This window comes from Labilibaculum sp., from assembly GCF_963664555.1.
GTDB lineage: Bacteria > Bacteroidota > Bacteroidia > Bacteroidales > Marinifilaceae > Labilibaculum.
In genome coordinates, this window is the sequence record NZ_OY761461.1 from 4,179,387 (window position 1) to 4,198,190 (window position 18,804).

An 18,804-nucleotide genomic window follows, 5' to 3' on the forward strand; every position below is an offset into this window, starting at 1 on the left:
ATTTGCTAATTACCTTTTACAGAAAGAACAAAAACGGTATGATTATTCCAATAACAATCAACCATTTTCCTCTTCCGGAAATGCCTTTTTTACCAGGAACCATAAACATCCCTGACAGGGCGAACACAATCATTACAACAGCAAAAACATCTGCCATTAGTGTCCATCCTTTTCTACTATTATAATGAAGTTTATTAATAAAATAGACCCATTCTTTTTTCTCATACACCTCAAACGACAAACGTCCGTTTACCGGATCGTAATTTCCCAATCCTCCTTTTAAGTAAACATTGTATTTTCTGTCATCAGGAAGTATTCGGTTTAAACGATAATCCAAAATATTCTTATGCCAATAAGCCGTTAACTGATCTGGTGTTAGATTTGAAGCCAGCTGTATCGTCTTGTACTCGGTACGGTAAGCCGGATCTTCGCCATTTTTTTTATGATTTAAAATAATTCCTGACACAGAATAAATAATAGTGATGCCAACAAAAAAATATCCCAGATCACGATGTATAAAACGGAGCCATTTTCTAAGCTTTACATTATTCCATAACCTCATAACTATTTCCGTCTACATAATAAATTGCATAATAATTTTTGTTGTTCTCTTTCATCCAGTCACGCATTTCCTTGATATTTGCCATTTCCGAACTACAATGTTTTCCACCTTCTTCCGAAGCATGCTTAGCCTTCACCTCTGTTTCCCATTCATCAATGGCTGCTTCATCAAGTCGTTTCTCCCTAAGAATTCCAGACACCTGAATATCTTGTCCGGCCATTTCTTTATCAAATCCTTCTAAATTCCCACTTGCTTCTACACGAATAGATAAGTTCCCTGTCGAATTCTTTAGAATGCAGCGTTTGCCGGAATGTGCGCAAACATGATTTACCAATCCCTTAAAATTAACTTCTTTACCAACCAATTCTTCAGCATTTACCATTAACTTATCAATGGTTACAACTGATGTTTCGGTTTGTGCTAACTCTCTTTTTTCAAGATGACCTTCTTTTGTCTCTTTTTGTTTTGGATTACAAGACATACAAAAAAGACAAACTGCAATGACGCTTACGTATTTCATTGTGTTACTTTTTAGGATTATTAATAGTTTATTTTGATTCATACAAACTTATGAGTACCAAGGAATAAATCCTAACAAAATAACAATTCATTAACAAGATTTCTTTCCATAATACATGAATAAAATGAAAATAAATATCCTTCAGTTTTGATGCTTATAATTGAAAAAAAACATTACTTTATAAATTGATGTTAAAATAAGAAACATTCGCATTACTTTAGTAACCATTCGCACGCAATACCGTACCATTACTGAATTAATAAAACACACAAACAAAATTGTTCATAAAGTATTTAACACTGCCCAAACAACATGCTTACACGATTTAAAGACTGGAAGATTAAAAGTAAACTTTTCTTACTAACATTTCTTACTCTAACAAGTATCCTTTTCTTAAGTTTGACATCAAACTATTTTTTCAACACAAACAAAACTCTTAGCATAATAATTAATGGCGTACGTGTTCATCAAACTCTACTCCAAAATGCCACTGAGGAACTTTATAACTTCAAAATTTCGAAAGAAGTTGAACATCTTGAAAAATCTGCCGAATATTTAACGCGGGCAAACCATTTAGCTGAAGACTTTATACAAGTTAACAATGACTTCACATTCAAAAGCAATGATGAAATAGCAAATTGTCTTTTCAAGGATTTTCCTGAAATCTATAATAATGAGATCAATAATGCAAAACTATTGGTTGACCGGCTGAAGACTCTTAAAACTCTTAACAACAGCAACATTAAGGACACAAGAAGTCTTGCAGGAAAAACCTGCGGTCTTGTTGAAAAAATAAAAAATGAATTACTTACAAAAAGAGAAAATATAAACCTTGACACAACAAAAATACAACTAACCGAAATCAAACAACATTATTCAGAAATTAGTTCTACCCTCAGTAATTTAGCGGAAAAAACCAATTCTGCTTTAATTTGGGTAATGCTCGGAATTACTTTACTACTGGCAATTGCAATTCTGCTATTGTCAAGATATATTTCCAGATCAATTTCTGTTCCTGTTCAACAAATGGTGAACAATTTTAAACTTATTGCCAAAGGTAACTTCCGCACTCCTTTAAGTATTAATTCAAAAGATGAAATTGGTGCTTTAGCTAATTCTTTCGACATTATTCAACAAGATTTCCAGAATGTAGTAACTCAAACACAAAAGGTTGCCCTTGGTGACTTAAGCATAAACCTTACCCCAAAATCGAAAGAGGATGAATTATCAACCTCTTTGAATCAAATGGTGAAAACTCTTAAAGATGCCAAAGCCATTAATGATGAAACCACATGGTTTAGATCTGGTGTTAATCAATTGAATGAGACTCTTCAAGGAGATCAAAATTTAAATGAAGTTTCGGAACATTCTCTGATTTTCATGACTGAATTTTTAAGAGCTGAACTTGGTGCAATTTACGTTTATCAAGAAGAAAATGATAATTTATTACTTACTGCCTCCATTGGCATTCCAAATAAAAACCAATACCAAAATATTCGGATAGGACATGGCTTAATTGGTCAGGTGGCTCAAACAAAAAAACTAAAACACATTAAAGATGTTCCTGAAGATTACTTTACAATTTTCTCTGGAACAGGAGAAATAAAACCTGGCAATATTGTCATTGTTCCATTAATTTTTAACGACACTCTGTGGGGTGTAATGGAATTAGCATCGATTAAAAAGATCAGCGAAACGGAAATTGAATTCATTAAAGCTGTTCGTGAAAGTATCACAGTGAAAATTGCCTCAACATTAGCGCGCGTTCGACTGGAGAATTTATTAGATACCACTCAGAAACAAGCTGGCGAATTACAGGTTCAACAAGAAGAACTTCGGGTGGCAAACGAAGAATTGGCTGAACAAACTAAAATACTAATTGATAATGAGAAAAAGCTTCAAGTTCAGCAGGAAGAGTTGAGGGTTGCCAACGAGGAACTGGAAGAACGAACCAATCAATTGGAAATTCAAAAAGACGAAATTCAAAGCAAGAACATCAGTTTATCCCAAACTCATGAAAAATTAGAAACAAAAGCACGTGAATTGGAACAGACAAGTCAATACAAGACTGATTTTCTTGCAAATATGTCACACGAATTACGAACACCATTAAATAGTTTACTTATTTTATCAAATCTTCTCGCGAAAAACAAAAAGGGTAATTTAGATGACGAAGATATTGAATCAATCGAAATTATTAACAAAAGCGGCAAGGATCTGCTTCAGCTTATTAATGAAACCCTGGATCTTTCGAAAATTGAAGCTGGAAAAATGACTGTTCATTTCGAAAACTTAGGTTCCGACAGTATCGCTCAGGAAATAGTAATGAATTTTAAACATCAGGCTGAAAAGAAAAAAATAAAATTCTCTGTCGATATTGAAGAAAACTTCCCAAAAACAATAGAAACAGACCAATTGCGTTTGGCCCAAATCTTAAAAAATCTTCTGTCAAATGCATTCAAGTTTACTTCGAAAGGTGCTATTTCAGTTTCTTTGAGAAAGCTTGCTGATCAAGAAATCGTGCGCCGTGATGATTTAAAAGAAATTGAAACATGTGCATTTGTAGTTAGTGATACCGGAGTAGGAATACCGGACGAAAAGAAAGAAGCAATTTTTGAAGCATTCCAACAAGCCGACGGGAGTACTTCAAGAAGATACGGTGGTACGGGATTAGGATTATCTATTTCAAAAGAATTGGCTAGAATGCTGGGTGGCGAAATTCATCTGGAAAGTGAATCGGGAAAAGGATCGTCATTCACTTTACTATTGCCGGTAAAACAACCTATCAATACCATTCAAAACTCTGATTCGGTGTTACAGAAGACAAATTTAGAGCCGGAAACAGAAAAACATATTGTTCTTCCTTTCTTCATTGATGATGATCGAGAGATTCCTCATACAGGCTCTACTGTGATAATTATTCATCCCGACAAAAAAGAAGCAAGCTTATTATACTACCAGATTCATGAAAACAGGTTTCACGCTTTGGCAGCCTCAAATATTGAAGACGCAATTGTACTTATCGAAGCTCATCAACCTTCGGCGATAATAATCGGCGTCGAATTACTGATGAAGAATGGCGAAACAGAATTGGATCGCTTAAGATCTCACCCATTCGCATCTAATTTGCCAATTCATATCGTAAATCCTGTCGAGGGAATCAGAGAAAGGGACAAAAAAGCACTGCCAACAGTTAAGGCTACAGATTTCTCCAGTGCCATTAAAAAAATTCAAAAAGAACTGTTTTCAGAATCTAAAAAGATATTAATAGTTGAAGATGACGCAATTACACGAAAAATCATAAAAACTCTTTTAAAATCAACAAATGCTGAAATAGAAGAAGTTTCCACAGGTATTGAAGCCTATAAACTGATTAGAGACAATAGTTACGATTGTGTAATATTAGACTTAGGCCTGCCCGATTTTACAGGAAATGAACTACTGACAAAGCTAACCGAAGCGAATATAACGATACCAAATACAATCATTTATACAGGCAAAGAATTATCCCGCGAAGAACACCGACAACTGAGCAAATACACCAATTCGATTATTTTAAAAGGATTAAAATCTGATGAGAGATTAATGGATGAGGTCACGCTCTTTCTGCATCATGTCGCAACAACAATTCCCGAGAATCCTAAAATTAAGATTACAGAAATAGATGATTCTATTTTTAAAGGAAAAAAAGTACTGGTTGTTGATGATGAAATCAGAAATATTTTTGCGCTGGGTAAAATACTTGAAGACAAAGAAATAGAGGTTATTGAAGCTGAGAATGGCAAAATTGCGGTTGATGTTTTAAAAGAGCACAAAAACATAGATTTAGTACTTATGGACATTATGATGCCCGAAATGGATGGTTATGAAGCCATGACTATTATTCGGAAAACTCCCGAAATTAAAAATATCCCAATTATTTGCCTAACTGCAAAGGCAATGAAAGAAGATTATGAAAAAGCAATTTCATCAGGAGCAAATGATTATTTATCAAAACCAATTGATGAAAATAAATTGTTTTCAATGTTAAAAATATGGCTTTACAACTAATTCTTCTTTTTTTAATACATTTAAGTAAAGTAGAAAATTAGGGTCTGACAAAATACTATTGGACTACAAACAATAACAGAAAAATGAAAAAAGACAAAATATTAATCGTTGATGACAAGGAAGAAAATTTAATAAGCCTTGAAAGAATACTTAGCGATTTTGACGTCGAATTTGTTCGTGCATCATCTGGGGAAGAAGCTCTAAAATATACTCTGAAAGACGAATTTGCAATGTCTATTCTTGATGTGCAAATGCCTGGAATGGATGGTTATGAAACCCTTGAATTAATGAGGCAGCGAAAGAAAACTAAATATTTACCGGTGATTTTTGTTTCTGCAATTCATCAAAGCGATTTACACATCATAAAAGGAATAGAAACCGGAGCTGTCGATTTTATTCCGAAACCTATTATTCCTGAAGTTTTGAAAGGGAAAGTAAGTGTATTTCTAGATTTATTTCGCCAACGTAAAGAATTGGATTTGCTGCTGACGTATTTAGAAAAAAAGAACGAAGAACTTATTATTGAAAAGAACAAAGCGGAGGAAGCAACCCGATCAAAATCATTATTTTTGGCCAACATGTCGCATGAAATTCGCTCTCCGATGAATGGCATCCTGGGTCTTTCAAAACTTTTGCAACAATCCGAACTCAATTCTGAGCAAAAAGACATGCTTGACGTAATGGCAAGATCAGGTGAAAATTTAATTCAAATTATTAATGATATTTTGGATTACTCGAAAATTGAAGCAGGACAAATTGAAATTGAAGAAATTCATTTTGATATTCGAAAAGTAACCGATACAATTTTTCATCTTTTAAATTATAAAGCCATTGAAAGAGAAATTGATTTTAAAATTGAAGTAGATGAGATCATTCCCCAAAATATAATTGGAGACTCATTTCGTTTAAATCAAGTACTCATGAATTTGACTAATAATGCAATCAAATTCACTCAAAACGGTTCTGTTACCCTATCCATAAAGTGCATTGAAAAAACGAAAGAGCATGTATCTTTATTCTTCACAATTAAAGATACTGGTATTGGAATATCAAAAGATGCGCAAAAAAAACTATTTAGAGAATTTACACAATCTGATAGTTCAATCACCAGAGAATATGGAGGTACAGGTCTGGGCCTAGCCATTTCAAAAAATCTCACTCAATTAATGGGCGGAAAAATTATTGTAGAAAGCGAACTGGGAATTGGTTCAGAATTCATGTTCGAATTAAAATTTGGATGCAAAGAAAAAAAAGAAAACACACCCATGAATCAAAATATTACGCTCCCTTCCAACTTATCGATACTGGTAGCTGAGGACAATCCAATAAATCAAAAAGTGGTTACTCTCACCCTTCGAATGATGGGATTGACTTGTGACATTGCAAAAAATGGCGTTGAAGCTCTTGAAATGTATAAAACAAATCGTCATCAAATTATTCTTATGGACATGCAAATGCCGGTTCTTGATGGAATTAGTGCCACCGAAAAAATTAGAAACTTCGAAATTTCCGAGTCTGTAGATGAACCAACATATATTATTGCTCTAACAGCCAACAGTTTTATCGAAGACAAACAAAAATGTATTGAAGCTGGCATGAACGATTTCCTTAGTAAACCATTTAAAGAAGATGATCTTAGAAAAGTTTTGAGTCTGGCTTCAAAAAGCATCGCCCTATAAATATGGATCCAAACAAACTTGAATATCTCGAAAATATCGACATAGAAATTCCTTTGTTTCTTGAGGCAATATTTCAGAAATACGGTTACGATTTTAGAGATTATTCAACCGCACATATCAAAAGACGTTTAATGCATCGTATGGCAATTGGAAGATTTGAAACAGTTTCCCAGATGCAGGACAAAGTTCTTCGGAATAAAAGCTTTTTTATCAGCTTACTGGAAGATCTTTCCATTAACGTTACCGAAATGTTTCGTGATCCTGAATTCTATTCCTCTTTTCGTGAATATGTTGTGCCAAATTTAAGAACCTACCCGTTTATTAAAATCTGGCATGCCGGATGTGCAACCGGTGAAGAGGTTTACTCACTTGCAATTCTTTTAAAAGAAGAAAATCTGCTTGACAGATGTCAGATTTATGCTACAGATTTTAATCGCAGAGTTTTGGATATTGCTAAATTAGGGATATACCCAACTCAGGATCTTGAAAAATTTAGTCGAAATTACCTCGAATCTGGCGGAAAAGGAAAACTTTCTGACTATTATACTCTTAAATACGGCTCTCTTAAATTGGATCAATCTCTTTCAAAAAAAGTAGTTTTTGCCGATCACAATTTAGTAACCGACAATGTATTTGCTGAGGTGAATTTAATCCTATGCAGAAATGTCTTAATCTACTTTAATAAAGATTTGCAAAATAAAGTGATCGACTTATTTTACAAGAGCTTATCATCGAGTGGATTTTTGTGTCTTGGAACAAAGGAGAGTCTTCGTTTCACACAATTAGAAAACAATTTCGCCAACATCGATTCTACTCTGAAAATATATAAAAAGAAAATCAACTAATGTTTAGAGCTGTTGTTATAGGTACATCCTATGGAGGTTTAGAGGCTTTGAAAGCCATTATCCCCCATCTACCAAAAGATTTATCTTTGGCAGTTATTGTTGTGCTTCATATTGGCGATAATAAAAACGACTCTTTCATCCAATACCTAAATAAACAGAGTAAAGTAAAAATAAAAGAGGCAGAAGAAAAGGAAGAAATAAAAGTCGGAACGGTTTATTTTGCACCGCCAAACTATCATATTCTAATAGAAAACGATTCTACCATTGCTTTATCTGCAGATCCTAAAATCAATCATTCGAGACCATCCATTGATGTTTTGTTTGAATCGGCAGCATGGCACTTTAAAAATCAATTGATTGGTATTCTCTTAACCGGATTAAATCAGGATGGTGCTCTTGGAATAAAAGAAATCAAAAAATATGGTGGAATCACTATCGTTGAAAATCCAAAAACAGCTATTGCTGCAATAATGCCTGCTTCGGCCATTAAAATAATGAAACCGAACTATATCCTGAATTTAGACCAGATTTCAAAAAAAATAATCGAATTAAGTAAGTTCGATTAAGCGGTTAAACAAATCTATCGCCGGATTCATTCAGAAATAAGCTCCAAAACATTTCGGATTTTATTAAAGCAGCTTATAAACCAATATTTTTCCCGAACTTTCCGCACTAACTAATTCAAAAAAAATGCCAACCAATATAGAGCTTAAAGCATTCTGTAAAAACAAAGAGAAAATTAGAGAAATACTCTTATCAATTGGTGCCTCGTACAAAGGCACTGATCAGCAAAAAGACACTTACTTCCATTCCAAATCAGGCATTCTAAAACTTAAAGAAGGATCTATTGAAAATAAATTAATTCATTATGTCAGGGAAGATAAAAAAGGCTCTAATGAAAGTCAGGTTTACTTATATCCAACAACCCCAGATTCCAACTTAAAAAAAATTCTTGAAAAGACTGTAGGAACAAGATCCATAGTTGAGAAAAAAAGAGAAATTTACGTTATAGATAATGTGACATTCCATATCGACACAGTTAAAGGATTAAATGATTTTGTTGAAATTATAGCCAAAGATAATGAGGGCAGTATATCAATTGAAAAATTGAAGGAACAATGCAACAAATACATTAAAATATTGGAAATCAACGCAAAAGATTTAAACTTAGGATCATACTCCGATCTGTTACAACAGAATAATCTTTTTAGTCAGATTTTAGTTGATGAATAATATTTCTGTCGAATCAGTTGTATTTTTTTACTTATATCATCGAACAATTTAGTAACTTTAAAACAGAATCTAAAGCTACGTATTGATGCTCCAATTTGAATTTGATATACGAGACCATAAAATTAACAATAACGAATCGAGAGGAATACAACTTGCCCTGGGCATTTCTTTTTTAATTTGTACTGCCTTATTTTTTGTGTTTATCAACTATCTAGATTTCTTTCCTTTTAGCGAATATCTTGTACTTGTTTTGGTAATTGCATCGCTTTATTTTATTGGTTTACTTTTAGGTTGTAAATTTCTTTACCCAAAAGAATATTTAACCATCAACGCCAGAAAATTAACTTATAAAACAGGATGGAGAAATAAAGAGCTGAAAATTTACTTAAAGGATATTAAAGATTTTACCATTACAGATCACAAGCTAATAATTGTACTGAAAAGCAAAGAGAAAGTACCAATTAATCTCTGCTATTTTAGTGATAATGCAATAACGGTACTAAAAAACTATTTGAATGTATAAAAAACGGAAGACTTTATTTTCTTCCGTTTTCTATTTGTTATTTAATGGTCATTCTGGCAAAAGGAGCTGTATCCTGCTCTACAAATTCCTTTTTAAGAAATTTAAAATAACCGGTAATTGCAATCATCGCGGCGTTATCAAGAGAATAACCTAGCTGAGGAATAAAAACTTTCCACTTGAATTTTACGGCTGCCTCTGTCAACGCTTTTTGCAATCCGGAATTGGCTGAAACACCACCGGCAATAGCCACTTGCTTAATCCCAGTTTCTTTTGCCGCTTTTTTAACTTTGTTCATTAAAACATCAACAATTGTGTATTGCAGCGACGCACACAAATCATTCATATTTTCCGCTATAAAATTTGGATTCTCCTTTATCCGATCGCGAACGAAGTACAAAAATGACGTTTTAAGCCCACTGAAACTATAGTTTAATCCTTGAATTTTTGGTCGGCTAAATTCATAAGCAAGAGGATTGCCTAATTTTGCATTACGATCAATAATCGGACCTCCCGGATAAGGCAATCCCATCACCTTAGCACATTTATCAAACGCCTCTCCTGCTGCATCGTCAATGGTCTCCCCAATTACTTCCATCTCTAAATGATCTTTAACCACAATAATCTGAGAATTACCGCCGGATACAAGCAAAGCCAAAAAGGGAAAATCAGGATGCTCGTATTTGTTCTTTAAATCATCAATAAAATGCGCAAGAATATGTGCCTGCAGATGATTCACCTCGATTAAAGGAATATTTTTAGACAAAGCAAAACCTTTGGCAAAGGAAGTTCCAACCATTAATGACCCCAATAAACCCGGTCCTCTGGTAAAAGCAACTGCATCAATCTCATCGGCAGTAACTCCTGCTTTTTGCATGGCTTGATGAACCACCGGAATTATGTTCTGTTGATGAGCTCTCGAAGCTAACTCTGGAACAACTCCTCCATAATCCATATGTACATCCTGGTTGGCTGTGATATTCGAATAAATTACTCCATCCCTTAATATTGAAGCAGAAGTATCATCACAAGACGACTCAATTCCTAATATAGTTGTACTCATTAAATTTTATTTAAATCAGAATAAAAATGGCTTTACACACTTAAAAGGTTAAAAAAATCAAAAAACTCCGCAAACACTATATTAAGGTGTAAAAATCTTCTTCTTTTTAGCTAATTTTGTGCATCTCATAAAAAAGCAAAATTATCAAAAAATTTCTCAAAATATCAATTTGGACACTTGTGGTTATCATTATGATACCCATTTTAACGTATCTGATATTCTTGAATAGTCGTGTACAAACCTACGCAAGCCAAAAAATTGCCAATTATATTTCAGACCAAACAAATACTCCCGTCAGAATTGAAGGAGTAAATATCTCCCCATTTAAAAGCATAATACTAAAAGGTCTTTATATTGAAGATTATCAAAAAGACACTTTGGTTTATGTTGGGAATCTAACAGCTAAAATTGATTCTTTTAACATCAGAAAACAAAAAATTTTCATCAACAAACTGACTTTAGACAGGGCATATGTAAATCTTCAAGAAGATGAAAACAGATTGTTTAACTATGATGTTTTTCTAGACTCACTATCCAGTGGAAAAAAAGGAAATACGACTGATACAATTCAAAAATCATGGGAAATTACTGTTGCCAACGTCGATCTTATCAATTCTCAATTTGGATATAGCGCACCTGATACAATTCCTCAGGAATTTGGCATGAATTATAACAATATTTATGTCTCGAAACTTAATCTTCAAGCTCGTAACATTCAAATTGTTGGTGACTCGGTAGATTTTCAACTGCAGCATTTAAGCTGTATTGAAAAATCAGGATTCGAATTGAAAGACTTTACAGCCAAAACATGGATAACCAGTCATCAATGGGGATTAAAGGATGTAAATATTACATCACCAAACAGTAAGCTTCAAGCAGAACATTTATATTTTAACTACGAACCGGGCAAACAAAACTGGCAGCATTTCACTAAAAAAATGAAGCTGGATTTCCAATTAATCTCCTCTCGGATTAGTTTTTTAGATATAGCTTATTTTAATGATCTGCTCTTGGGATTTAGGGAGACCGGATTTCTTTCCGGCCATATTTACGGCACTGTTTACGATTTAAGAGGTCGTGATATTGATATTGTATATGGTGCCAATACCGTTCTTAAGGGACGATTTTATATGAATGGACTTCCTTACCTAAAAGACGCTTATTTGGAGGCCGATTTTGAAGAGCTCACAACTACGATTTCTGATATTGAAAAAGTTTACATTCCTGGTTATGAAAAAGAATTCTTTAATTTGCCTGGATACTTCGACAATTTAGGCTTAATTCATTATAATGGTCAATTTAATGGTTTTTTAAATGACTTTGTCTTTTATGGAGATTTTAAAACTGAATTGGGTGAAATTAAAACGGATATACTATTTAAACCGAATTCGGGAAACAGCAGATTAAATTTTACCGGAGATCTTAAAGCATCAAACTTCTACCTTGGAGGTTTAATAGAACAGGAAAAAGTTGGGAATGTTTCCTTAAATGTTTCGGTAAACGGTTTTACAGAAACAGATCTAACCCAAGGTGCCATGAAAGGAAATATCAGTAAAGTAGATTTCTACGATTACGAATATAAAAACCTTTCCCTGGATGGATTTTTCACGAATTCAAGCTTTGATGGTAAAATTTCTATTGAAGATCCTAATATCGGCTTTGATTTTACCGGAAATATTGACTTTTCGAAGGAAATTCCAACAATGAAATTTAGTTCTCATCTTCGTAATGCCAAACTCTTCCCCCTTCATTTAAATACAAAAGATCCAAAATCAGAACTTAGCTTATCTCTGGATGCAAATTTTGCCGGAAGCGAATTTGATAATGCAAATGGAATTATTGAAATTACAAATACTGAATACAAGAACAGTTTGGGCGAGTTTGTTCTCAACAAACTTACAATCAACTCATTTTCATCGCCAATATTTAAAAGAACTATCCTGAATTCTGATATTTCTGATGCCAAAATAGAAGGGAATTATGAAATTGACCAATTAATTTCTTCTGTTGCAAATATGGCTTATGTTTATTTTCCAGCCTATGCCCCGGAAAAAGAATTTGTAAATACCGACAGTACAAATAATTTTAATTTCTCAATAAATTTAAAAGAAACAGAACCTGTTACAAAGCTTTTTTATCCAGATATTAAATTAGCTCCAAATACTAGCTTAGTAGGAAAACTAAATGCAAAAGAACAGTTAATCGAAATGCATTTTACTTCGCCTACTCTTACGGTGCAGGATAAATCGTTTGAAGAACTCAAATTAGATCTCTCTACCGATAATAAAGAGCTTGTTATAAAAGGACGCACAAATAAATTTAGCGTTTCAGATCAATTTAAATTGTATAACCTGTCAGAAAAAATTACTGCCAGTAATAATAAGGTTAGTTTAGATCTGCTTTGGAATAACTGGGATGCTGTCACCTACAGTGGTTTTATTAGTGCCAAAGCGAGTGTCCAAAAGTCGAAAGAATCTAATAATCCTGTTTGGGATATCAATCTGCTTCCGAGTAGTTTAATAATGGCTGATAGTGTTTGGTCTGTTCAAGAATCTAAGTTAGTAATTGACAGCACAAGTTTTGCAATTGATCATTTCAGAATCAGCAGAAAGAATCAATACTTTGGCTTAGATGGAAAAATCTCGTCCAATCCTGCTGACAGTATCAACTTTCAAATTCAGAACATTAGCCTCAAGAATTTAAATGATCTGACCCGAGAACAAAACATTGGAATTGACGGGACTGTTCGGGGCTACCTGCAAATTTCAGACTTTTATGGCGACAGATTATCCAACTCCAATCTCATGCTTGAGAACCTTGTTCTTAATAAAGACACCTTAGGAAATTTTTATTTGATCAGCGATTGGGAAAAAGTTGAGAAAAAACTCTCATTTTCATCTTTTACGGATCACAACAATCACAAAGAGCTGAATTTACAAGGTAATTATTTCCCTGAATTGGATTCCCTAAACATGGATATTAATATTGACAAAATACGTTTGAACTTATTAAATCCTTACTTACAAGAAAATATTTCCAAAATAAATGGAAATGCATCTGGCCACGTTCATATAGTAGGGGCGTCCAGTAAGCCCAAAACATCGGGATTTATTAAATTGGAAAATGCGAATTTTACAATAAACGAACTGCAAACAACCTATACCTGCAACGACAGCATTAAAATAACACCATCCGAATTGCAGTTTAATAATTTTAAACTAGTTGATACTGATCAAAACACAGCTACCATTTATGGTGTTATATCTCATCAGCTATTCCAGAACTTCAATTTAGATTTGGCAGTAAATACGCGTTCTTTCAATGTTCTGAACACCAAACCAACTGACAACGAACTATTTTACGGACAAGCCTATGTTACAGGAATTACGACCATGTTTGGTCCTGTGAACGACTTAGACATTGAAGTTAGAGCAAAGACTGATAAGAATACCAGATTATACGTTCCCCTAAACAACAGTGGCGACATTGAAGAAAGTAATTTCATCACATTCGTAAATTCAAATCATCAATCGGAAACCAATTTAGAAGATGAATATAAAATTGACTTGTCGGGTATCCGCCTAAATTGCGATTTGGAAATTACTCCGGAAACAGAAGTGCAAATTATTTTCGATTCAAAAATTGGTGATGTTCTAAAGGCCAAAGGAGGAGGAAATTTAAAACTTGAAATCGACACAAAAGGTGATTTTAAAATATTTGGAGACTATACAATTCAAACAGGAAGTTACCTTTTCACACTGCAAAATGTGATCAATAAAAAGTTCGATTTAGCAAATGGTGGAAACATTAAATGGGATGGCGATCCGTACAACGCAACACTTAATATTAATGCAGTATACAATGTTAAAACAACATTATACGATCTACTTTTAAATACACCATATATCGATAATACCAAGAAGGTTCCGGTTGAATGTAACATGAATCTAAGCCAGAATCTTGAGAATCCACTTATTCGCTTTGATATCAATTTTCCTACCCTGGATCAGCAGACACAAAGCATCCTGGAAGGCCTGTTTTCAACCGAAGATGAGATGAATAAGCAAATTTTATCCTTATTGGTTTTAAACCGATTTTACACTCCCGAATATCTTCGATCGACAGATCCTGATTTTGAAAATAAAAACTCCAGCTATGCTGTTGGAATCACCACAAGCGAACTGTTATCCAATCAATTATCAAATTGGCTTAGTCAAATCAGCAACGATTTTGACATTGGAGTAAGTTATAGACCCGGCGATAATTTAACAAATGATGAAATTGAATTAGCTCTCTCCACTCAGGTTTTTAACGATAAGCTAACCATTAATGGTAATGTAGGAACCGGAAATAGTCAAACCAGCAATAGTGATATTGTTGGTGATGTAGATGTGAATTTTAAATTGGACAAAAAAGGAAAGTTACAACTTAAAGCATTCACCCGTTCAAATGAATATTTAGTATACGAAGAGACAAGAAATACACAAGGAATCGGTATTTTTTACAAAGAAGACTTCAATACCTTTTCTGGATTAGTGAAAAAATACCTCAATTTCCTCAAGTCAAATAAAGATCAAAAAAAGAAGTAGGCATTAGTCAATGAAAATGTGTTTTACAATTCCACATTCAATGTTTTTTAGCAGAATTAATAAGAGATTTTTTTCTTTAATTGTCTCAAATATTAAATCGTAAATATTGTTATATTAGCATCTTGTCTAATAAAAAACAATTCACTAAAAAATAATCTATTACTATGTTTACACTAATGGTTGTGGTTTTTGTTCTAGGATATGCTGCTATAGCACTAGAACATCCGCTGAAAATTGACAAGGCCGCTTCGGCTCTATTAATAGGAGTAATAACCTGGGTTCTATACGTATTTGGAGGAGTTGATATTCTCTCAACAGGCGTTAGCAGAGCCTGGAATGAATATGTTGCAATAAACCCGCATGCCGACAGTCATCAAGGAATGTTGGATTTTATAACTCATCACGAGGTTCTTCATCATCTATCTGAAATATCTGCCATTCTCTTCTTCCTTTTAGGAGCAATGACAATTGTTGAGATTGTTGACCAACATCAAGGATTTAAATTAATTACTGATAAGATTAAAACAACAAACAAAGTAAAACTTCTTTGGATACTTAGTGTTTTAACCTTTTTCATGTCTGCAGCTCTTGATAATCTTACAACCACCATCGTAATGGTTGCTCTTATCCGAAAATTGATTGATGCTAAAGAAGACCGCTGGTTTTTTGCCTCGATGGTTGTATTAGCAGCTAATGCCGGAGGTGCCTGGTCGCCAATTGGTGATGTAACAACAATTATGCTTTGGATTGGCGGACAGGTAACTACTCTTAAAATTATCACCGGAGTATTCCTGCCTTCTTTGTTTACAATGATTGTTCCGTTAACTATCGTTTCATTTTGGATGAAAGGAAATGTAAAACGTCCAGCTAAAGCAAACGCAAACGAAAAAGAATTTACAACAGCCAAAGAACGTGCCTTTATTTTAACATTAGGTATATCCTCCCTATTGTTTGTTCCTGTTTTTAAAACCGTAACCCACTTGCCTCCATACATGGGAATGCTATTTGGATTGGGTGTTATGTGGATGGTCACTGAAATTATGCACAAGAACAAAGAACATGAGGATAGAAGAAGACTTACTGTTATTGGTATTCTTAAAAAAGTTGATGTCCCAACCGTACTTTTCTTTTTAGGTATATTGTCAGCCGTATCCAGTTTACAATCTGCAGGACATTTGGATATTTTAGCCAAATACATGGATGAAAATATTCACAACATCTATGTCATCAACCTAATAATTGGAATCCTTTCATCTGTTGTGGATAATGTGCCTTTAGTGGCAGGTGCAATGGGAATGTATTCTATTGAAAGTGCCGGTGCGGTAGGATATCTATCCAACTTTGTTCAGGACGGTTTATTTTGGGAATTTTTAGCTTATTGTGCTGGAACAGGAGGAAGTATTTTAATTATTGGATCTGCTGCCGGAGTTGCTGCAATGGGAATGGAAAAAATCGATTTCATCTGGTATTTGAAAAAGATTTCACTTCTTGCTTTAGCCGGATACCTTGCTGGTGCCGGGGTTTACTACCTTGAAGCAGTCTTATTGCATTAAAATTAGAATTTCCTGTTTTTGTATCGAGAATCAAAAACAATAATATTAATTTAGCGAGATATAATATTCTATATTATATCTCGTTTTTTTATGTGTTAGATTTAACTTGAAAATAGTAAATATGAATTATCTTTTGATTTTAGCTGGGATTCAAACCGTGGCACAAAATGAGGCCTTACTTGAAGGACAAGGAACTGAAGCCACCGAAATTTCTCTTAATTTTATTGATCTGGCCTTTAAAGGCGGATGGATTATGGTTCCAATTATAGTTCTTTCAGGTATCGCTATGTATATCTTTTTTGAGAGATTTTATGCCATACGCAAAGCAACAAAAGTAGATTCAAATTTTATGAACAGAATCAGAGATTACATTCATGAAGGAAAAATAGATTCTGCATTAGCACTTTGTGAGTCGAATGAAACTCCAGTATCAAAAATGATTTCGAAAGGAATTAAGCGAATTGGACGACCACTAAACGATGTTAATGCTGCAATTGAAAACATCGGCAATCTTGAAGTTTCTAAACTTGAAAAAAACCTGCCAACACTTGCAACTGTTGCCGGTGCCGCTCCCATGATTGGTTTCTTAGGTACTGTAATGGGTATGATTCAGGCTTTTTACGATATGTCTACCGCAGGCAATAATATTGATGTCTCCCTTTTATCACATGGTATCTATACTGCAATGGTAACAACTGTTGCCGGTCTCATTGTTGGGATAATCGCTTATTTTGCTTATAATATTTTGGTAGCAAAAGTTGAAAAAGTCGTTTTTACTATGGAGGCAACCACAACCGAATTTATGGATTTATTGAACGAACCAATTAAGTAATTAGCTCATGGCATTAAAAACCAGAAATAAGGTAAATCCTAATTTTAGCATGTCATCAATGACAGACATTGTGTTCTTGTTGCTTATATTCTTTATGGTAACATCAACTCTTATCGCTCCAAATGCGCTAAAATTACTCTTGCCGCAAAGTAAAAATCAAACCGCTGCAAAACCAATAACTACAGTTTCAATAGATAAGGAGTTTAACTTTTTTATTGAAACCACACCTATTCCATTTTCTCAACTTGAAAATCGTTTGCAAAAACGTTTGGCGAGAGAAGAAGATCCAACCATCTCCTTGCACGTTGATAAATCTGTGCCTATGGAGCAGGTTGTTAGGGTAATGAATATTGCGAAAAACAATAAATACAAGTTAATATTGGCAACAAGAGCTAAATAATTTTATTCGATGAGTAATTCTAAAGGCAAACGAATTGGATTTGTTGGGACAATAATTTTCCACATTGGATTACTTGCCATACTATTTTATCTGGGATTTCATACGCCGCTTCCTCTGCCGGAGGAAGAAGGTATTTTGGTGAATTTTGGGAATACGAATCAGGGATTAGGCAAAAAAGATCCGGCTCCTTCTCAGTCGACTCAAGCTGTTACTGCTGTTTCGAAACCTGCACCAAAACCACAGGTTTCTCAATCGAAACCGGAAAAATCAACAAGTTCAGCCAACGAAAAAATTCTTACTCAAGAAACTGAAGAAGCTCCTTCTGTTCCTTCGGCAAAGGAAACAGCAAAAAAAAAGGCTGAAATTGAAAAAAATAAAAAAATAAAAGCGGAACAAGATCGACTGAAAAAAATTGAAAAAGAAAAGAAGCGACAAGAAGAAATTAAACAACAACAAGAAGCCGAGGCGGAAAGACAACGTTTGGCTGAAATAGAAAAACTTAGAAAAGAAGAAGCAGAAAGACAGGAAAAAATTGCCAACATCAACAATAAAGCAAAAAATGTTTTTGGCCAGGGTACTGCCTCAAATTCATCTCAAGGCAATACATCGACTTCGGGCAATCAGGGAGCTCCAAACGGATCTTCGGATTCTGATAATTACAATGGTTCAGGTTTAGGGAATAAAGGCGTTTCGTACGATTTAAAAGGCCGAAACTCTATGTCCATACCCAAACCACAATATAACTTACAAGAAAGCGGAAAAGTGGTTGTTGAAATAACTGTTGACAGAAATGGAAAAGTGGTTAATGCAAGACCTGGAATGCCAGGTTCTACAACCAGTAATTCTACCCTATTTGAGGCAGCCAGAAAAGCAGCAATGAAAGCCGTTTTCAATTCTGACCCAAAAGCTTCAGCGTTTCAACAAGGATCAATCACTTATCATTTTCAATTGGATTGAT

The 18,804-nt window shown here is 34.1% G+C and carries 14 protein-coding genes; 11 read left to right on the forward strand and 3 right to left on the reverse strand.

The features are described 5' to 3' along the window. Positions 1–16: 16 nt before the first annotated feature. Together ACKU4N_RS16430 and ACKU4N_RS16435 are read right to left on the reverse strand one after the other, a co-directional pair. Positions 17–562, reverse strand: coding sequence for a PepSY-associated TM helix domain-containing protein (locus ACKU4N_RS16430; protein WP_321318199.1), 546 nt, complete (start codon positions 560–562; stop codon positions 17–19). Beyond that, a complete protein-coding gene (locus ACKU4N_RS16435) occupies positions 546–1,082 on the reverse strand; it encodes a hypothetical protein (protein WP_321318201.1) in 537 nt (178 codons plus the stop codon). Before ACKU4N_RS16435 ends, ACKU4N_RS16430 begins: the two co-directional genes overlap by 17 nt. A gap of 312 nt (positions 1,083–1,394) precedes the next feature. On the opposite strand from ACKU4N_RS16435, the gene ACKU4N_RS16440 reads away from it, so the two are divergent. The 6 genes from ACKU4N_RS16440 (at position 1,395) to ACKU4N_RS16465 (ending at position 9,412) form a co-directional block, all read left to right on the forward strand. Continuing rightward, the gene (locus ACKU4N_RS16440) at positions 1,395–5,132 is read left to right on the forward strand and encodes a response regulator (RefSeq protein ID WP_321318203.1); all 3,738 of its coding nucleotides are present in this window, start codon (positions 1,395–1,397) and stop codon (positions 5,130–5,132) included. Between the two features lie 83 nt (positions 5,133–5,215). Further along, on the forward strand, positions 5,216–6,811 hold the full coding sequence (locus tag ACKU4N_RS16445; RefSeq protein ID WP_321318206.1) for a hybrid sensor histidine kinase/response regulator: 1,596 nt from the start codon (positions 5,216–5,218) through the stop codon (positions 6,809–6,811). Positions 6,812–6,813: 2 nt separating this feature from the next. Continuing rightward, positions 6,814–7,656 carry a CheR family methyltransferase gene (locus ACKU4N_RS16450; RefSeq protein ID WP_321318208.1) on the forward strand — a complete coding sequence of 281 codons (843 nt, stop codon included), beginning with the start codon at positions 6,814–6,816 and terminating at the stop codon, positions 7,654–7,656. Beyond that, positions 7,656–8,222 carry a chemotaxis protein CheB gene (locus ACKU4N_RS16455; RefSeq protein ID WP_321318210.1) on the forward strand — a complete coding sequence of 189 codons (567 nt, stop codon included), beginning with the start codon at positions 7,656–7,658 and terminating at the stop codon, positions 8,220–8,222. Before ACKU4N_RS16450 ends, ACKU4N_RS16455 begins: the two co-directional genes overlap by 1 nt. A gap of 124 nt (positions 8,223–8,346) precedes the next feature. Continuing rightward, complete coding sequence (locus ACKU4N_RS16460; RefSeq protein ID WP_321318212.1) at positions 8,347–8,889, forward strand: class IV adenylate cyclase; 543 nt, start codon at positions 8,347–8,349, stop codon at positions 8,887–8,889. Positions 8,890–8,974: 85 nt separating this feature from the next. Next, positions 8,975–9,412 (forward strand): hypothetical protein, encoded by a 438-nt coding sequence (locus tag ACKU4N_RS16465; RefSeq protein ID WP_321318213.1) that lies wholly within the window; start codon positions 8,975–8,977, stop codon positions 9,410–9,412. A gap of 37 nt (positions 9,413–9,449) precedes the next feature. Here ACKU4N_RS16465 and tsaD read toward each other — a convergent pair whose 3' ends face one another. After that, a complete protein-coding gene (gene tsaD, locus ACKU4N_RS16470) occupies positions 9,450–10,472 on the reverse strand; it encodes a tRNA (adenosine(37)-N6)-threonylcarbamoyltransferase complex transferase subunit TsaD (protein WP_321318215.1) in 1,023 nt (340 codons plus the stop codon). Between the two features lie 191 nt (positions 10,473–10,663). Here tsaD and ACKU4N_RS16475 point away from each other — a divergent pair, with 191 nt between their 5' ends. The 5 genes from ACKU4N_RS16475 (at position 10,664) to ACKU4N_RS16495 (ending at position 18,803) form a co-directional block, all read left to right on the forward strand. Beyond that, the gene (locus tag ACKU4N_RS16475) at positions 10,664–15,061 is read left to right on the forward strand and encodes a translocation/assembly module TamB domain-containing protein (RefSeq protein WP_321318217.1); all 4,398 of its coding nucleotides are present in this window, start codon (positions 10,664–10,666) and stop codon (positions 15,059–15,061) included. Between the two features lie 164 nt (positions 15,062–15,225). Next, a complete protein-coding gene (nhaD, locus tag ACKU4N_RS16480; RefSeq protein ID WP_321318218.1) occupies positions 15,226–16,614 on the forward strand; it encodes a sodium:proton antiporter NhaD in 1,389 nt (462 codons plus the stop codon). A 121-nt stretch (positions 16,615–16,735) separates the two neighbouring features. Further along, positions 16,736–17,446, forward strand: coding sequence for a MotA/TolQ/ExbB proton channel family protein (locus ACKU4N_RS16485; RefSeq protein WP_321318220.1), 711 nt, complete (start codon positions 16,736–16,738; stop codon positions 17,444–17,446). Between the two features lie 7 nt (positions 17,447–17,453). Further along, positions 17,454–17,846 carry an ExbD/TolR family protein gene (locus tag ACKU4N_RS16490; protein ID WP_289530667.1) on the forward strand — a complete coding sequence of 131 codons (393 nt, stop codon included), beginning with the start codon at positions 17,454–17,456 and terminating at the stop codon, positions 17,844–17,846. A 9-nt stretch (positions 17,847–17,855) separates the two neighbouring features. Beyond that, positions 17,856–18,803 carry a cell envelope integrity TolA family protein gene (locus ACKU4N_RS16495; RefSeq protein WP_321318224.1) on the forward strand — a complete coding sequence of 316 codons (948 nt, stop codon included), beginning with the start codon at positions 17,856–17,858 and terminating at the stop codon, positions 18,801–18,803. Position 18,804 lies beyond the last annotated feature (1 nt).

Bases quoted from the DNA above. Each gene is read 5' to 3' on its own strand.
- ACKU4N_RS16430 (WP_321318199.1), bottom strand. From the start codon at position 562: ATGAGGTTATGGAATAATGTAAAGCTTAGAAAATGGCTCCGTTTTATA.
- ACKU4N_RS16435 (WP_321318201.1), bottom strand. From the start codon at position 1,082: ATGAAATACGTAAGCGTCATTGCAGTTTGTCTTTTTTGTATGTCTTGT.
- ACKU4N_RS16440 (WP_321318203.1), top strand. From the start codon at position 1,395: ATGCTTACACGATTTAAAGACTGGAAGATTAAAAGTAAACTTTTCTTA.
- ACKU4N_RS16445 (WP_321318206.1), top strand. From the start codon at position 5,216: ATGAAAAAAGACAAAATATTAATCGTTGATGACAAGGAAGAAAATTTA.
- ACKU4N_RS16450 (WP_321318208.1), top strand. From the start codon at position 6,814: ATGGATCCAAACAAACTTGAATATCTCGAAAATATCGACATAGAAATT.
- ACKU4N_RS16455 (WP_321318210.1), top strand. From the start codon at position 7,656: ATGTTTAGAGCTGTTGTTATAGGTACATCCTATGGAGGTTTAGAGGCT.
- ACKU4N_RS16460 (WP_321318212.1), top strand. From the start codon at position 8,347: ATGCCAACCAATATAGAGCTTAAAGCATTCTGTAAAAACAAAGAGAAA.
- ACKU4N_RS16465 (WP_321318213.1), top strand. From the start codon at position 8,975: ATGCTCCAATTTGAATTTGATATACGAGACCATAAAATTAACAATAAC.
- tsaD (WP_321318215.1), bottom strand. From the start codon at position 10,472: ATGAGTACAACTATATTAGGAATTGAGTCGTCTTGTGATGATACTTCT.
- ACKU4N_RS16475 (WP_321318217.1), top strand. From the start codon at position 10,664: ATGATACCCATTTTAACGTATCTGATATTCTTGAATAGTCGTGTACAA.
- nhaD (WP_321318218.1), top strand. From the start codon at position 15,226: ATGTTTACACTAATGGTTGTGGTTTTTGTTCTAGGATATGCTGCTATA.
- ACKU4N_RS16485 (WP_321318220.1), top strand. From the start codon at position 16,736: ATGAATTATCTTTTGATTTTAGCTGGGATTCAAACCGTGGCACAAAAT.
- ACKU4N_RS16490 (WP_289530667.1), top strand. From the start codon at position 17,454: ATGGCATTAAAAACCAGAAATAAGGTAAATCCTAATTTTAGCATGTCA.
- ACKU4N_RS16495 (WP_321318224.1), top strand. From the start codon at position 17,856: ATGAGTAATTCTAAAGGCAAACGAATTGGATTTGTTGGGACAATAATT.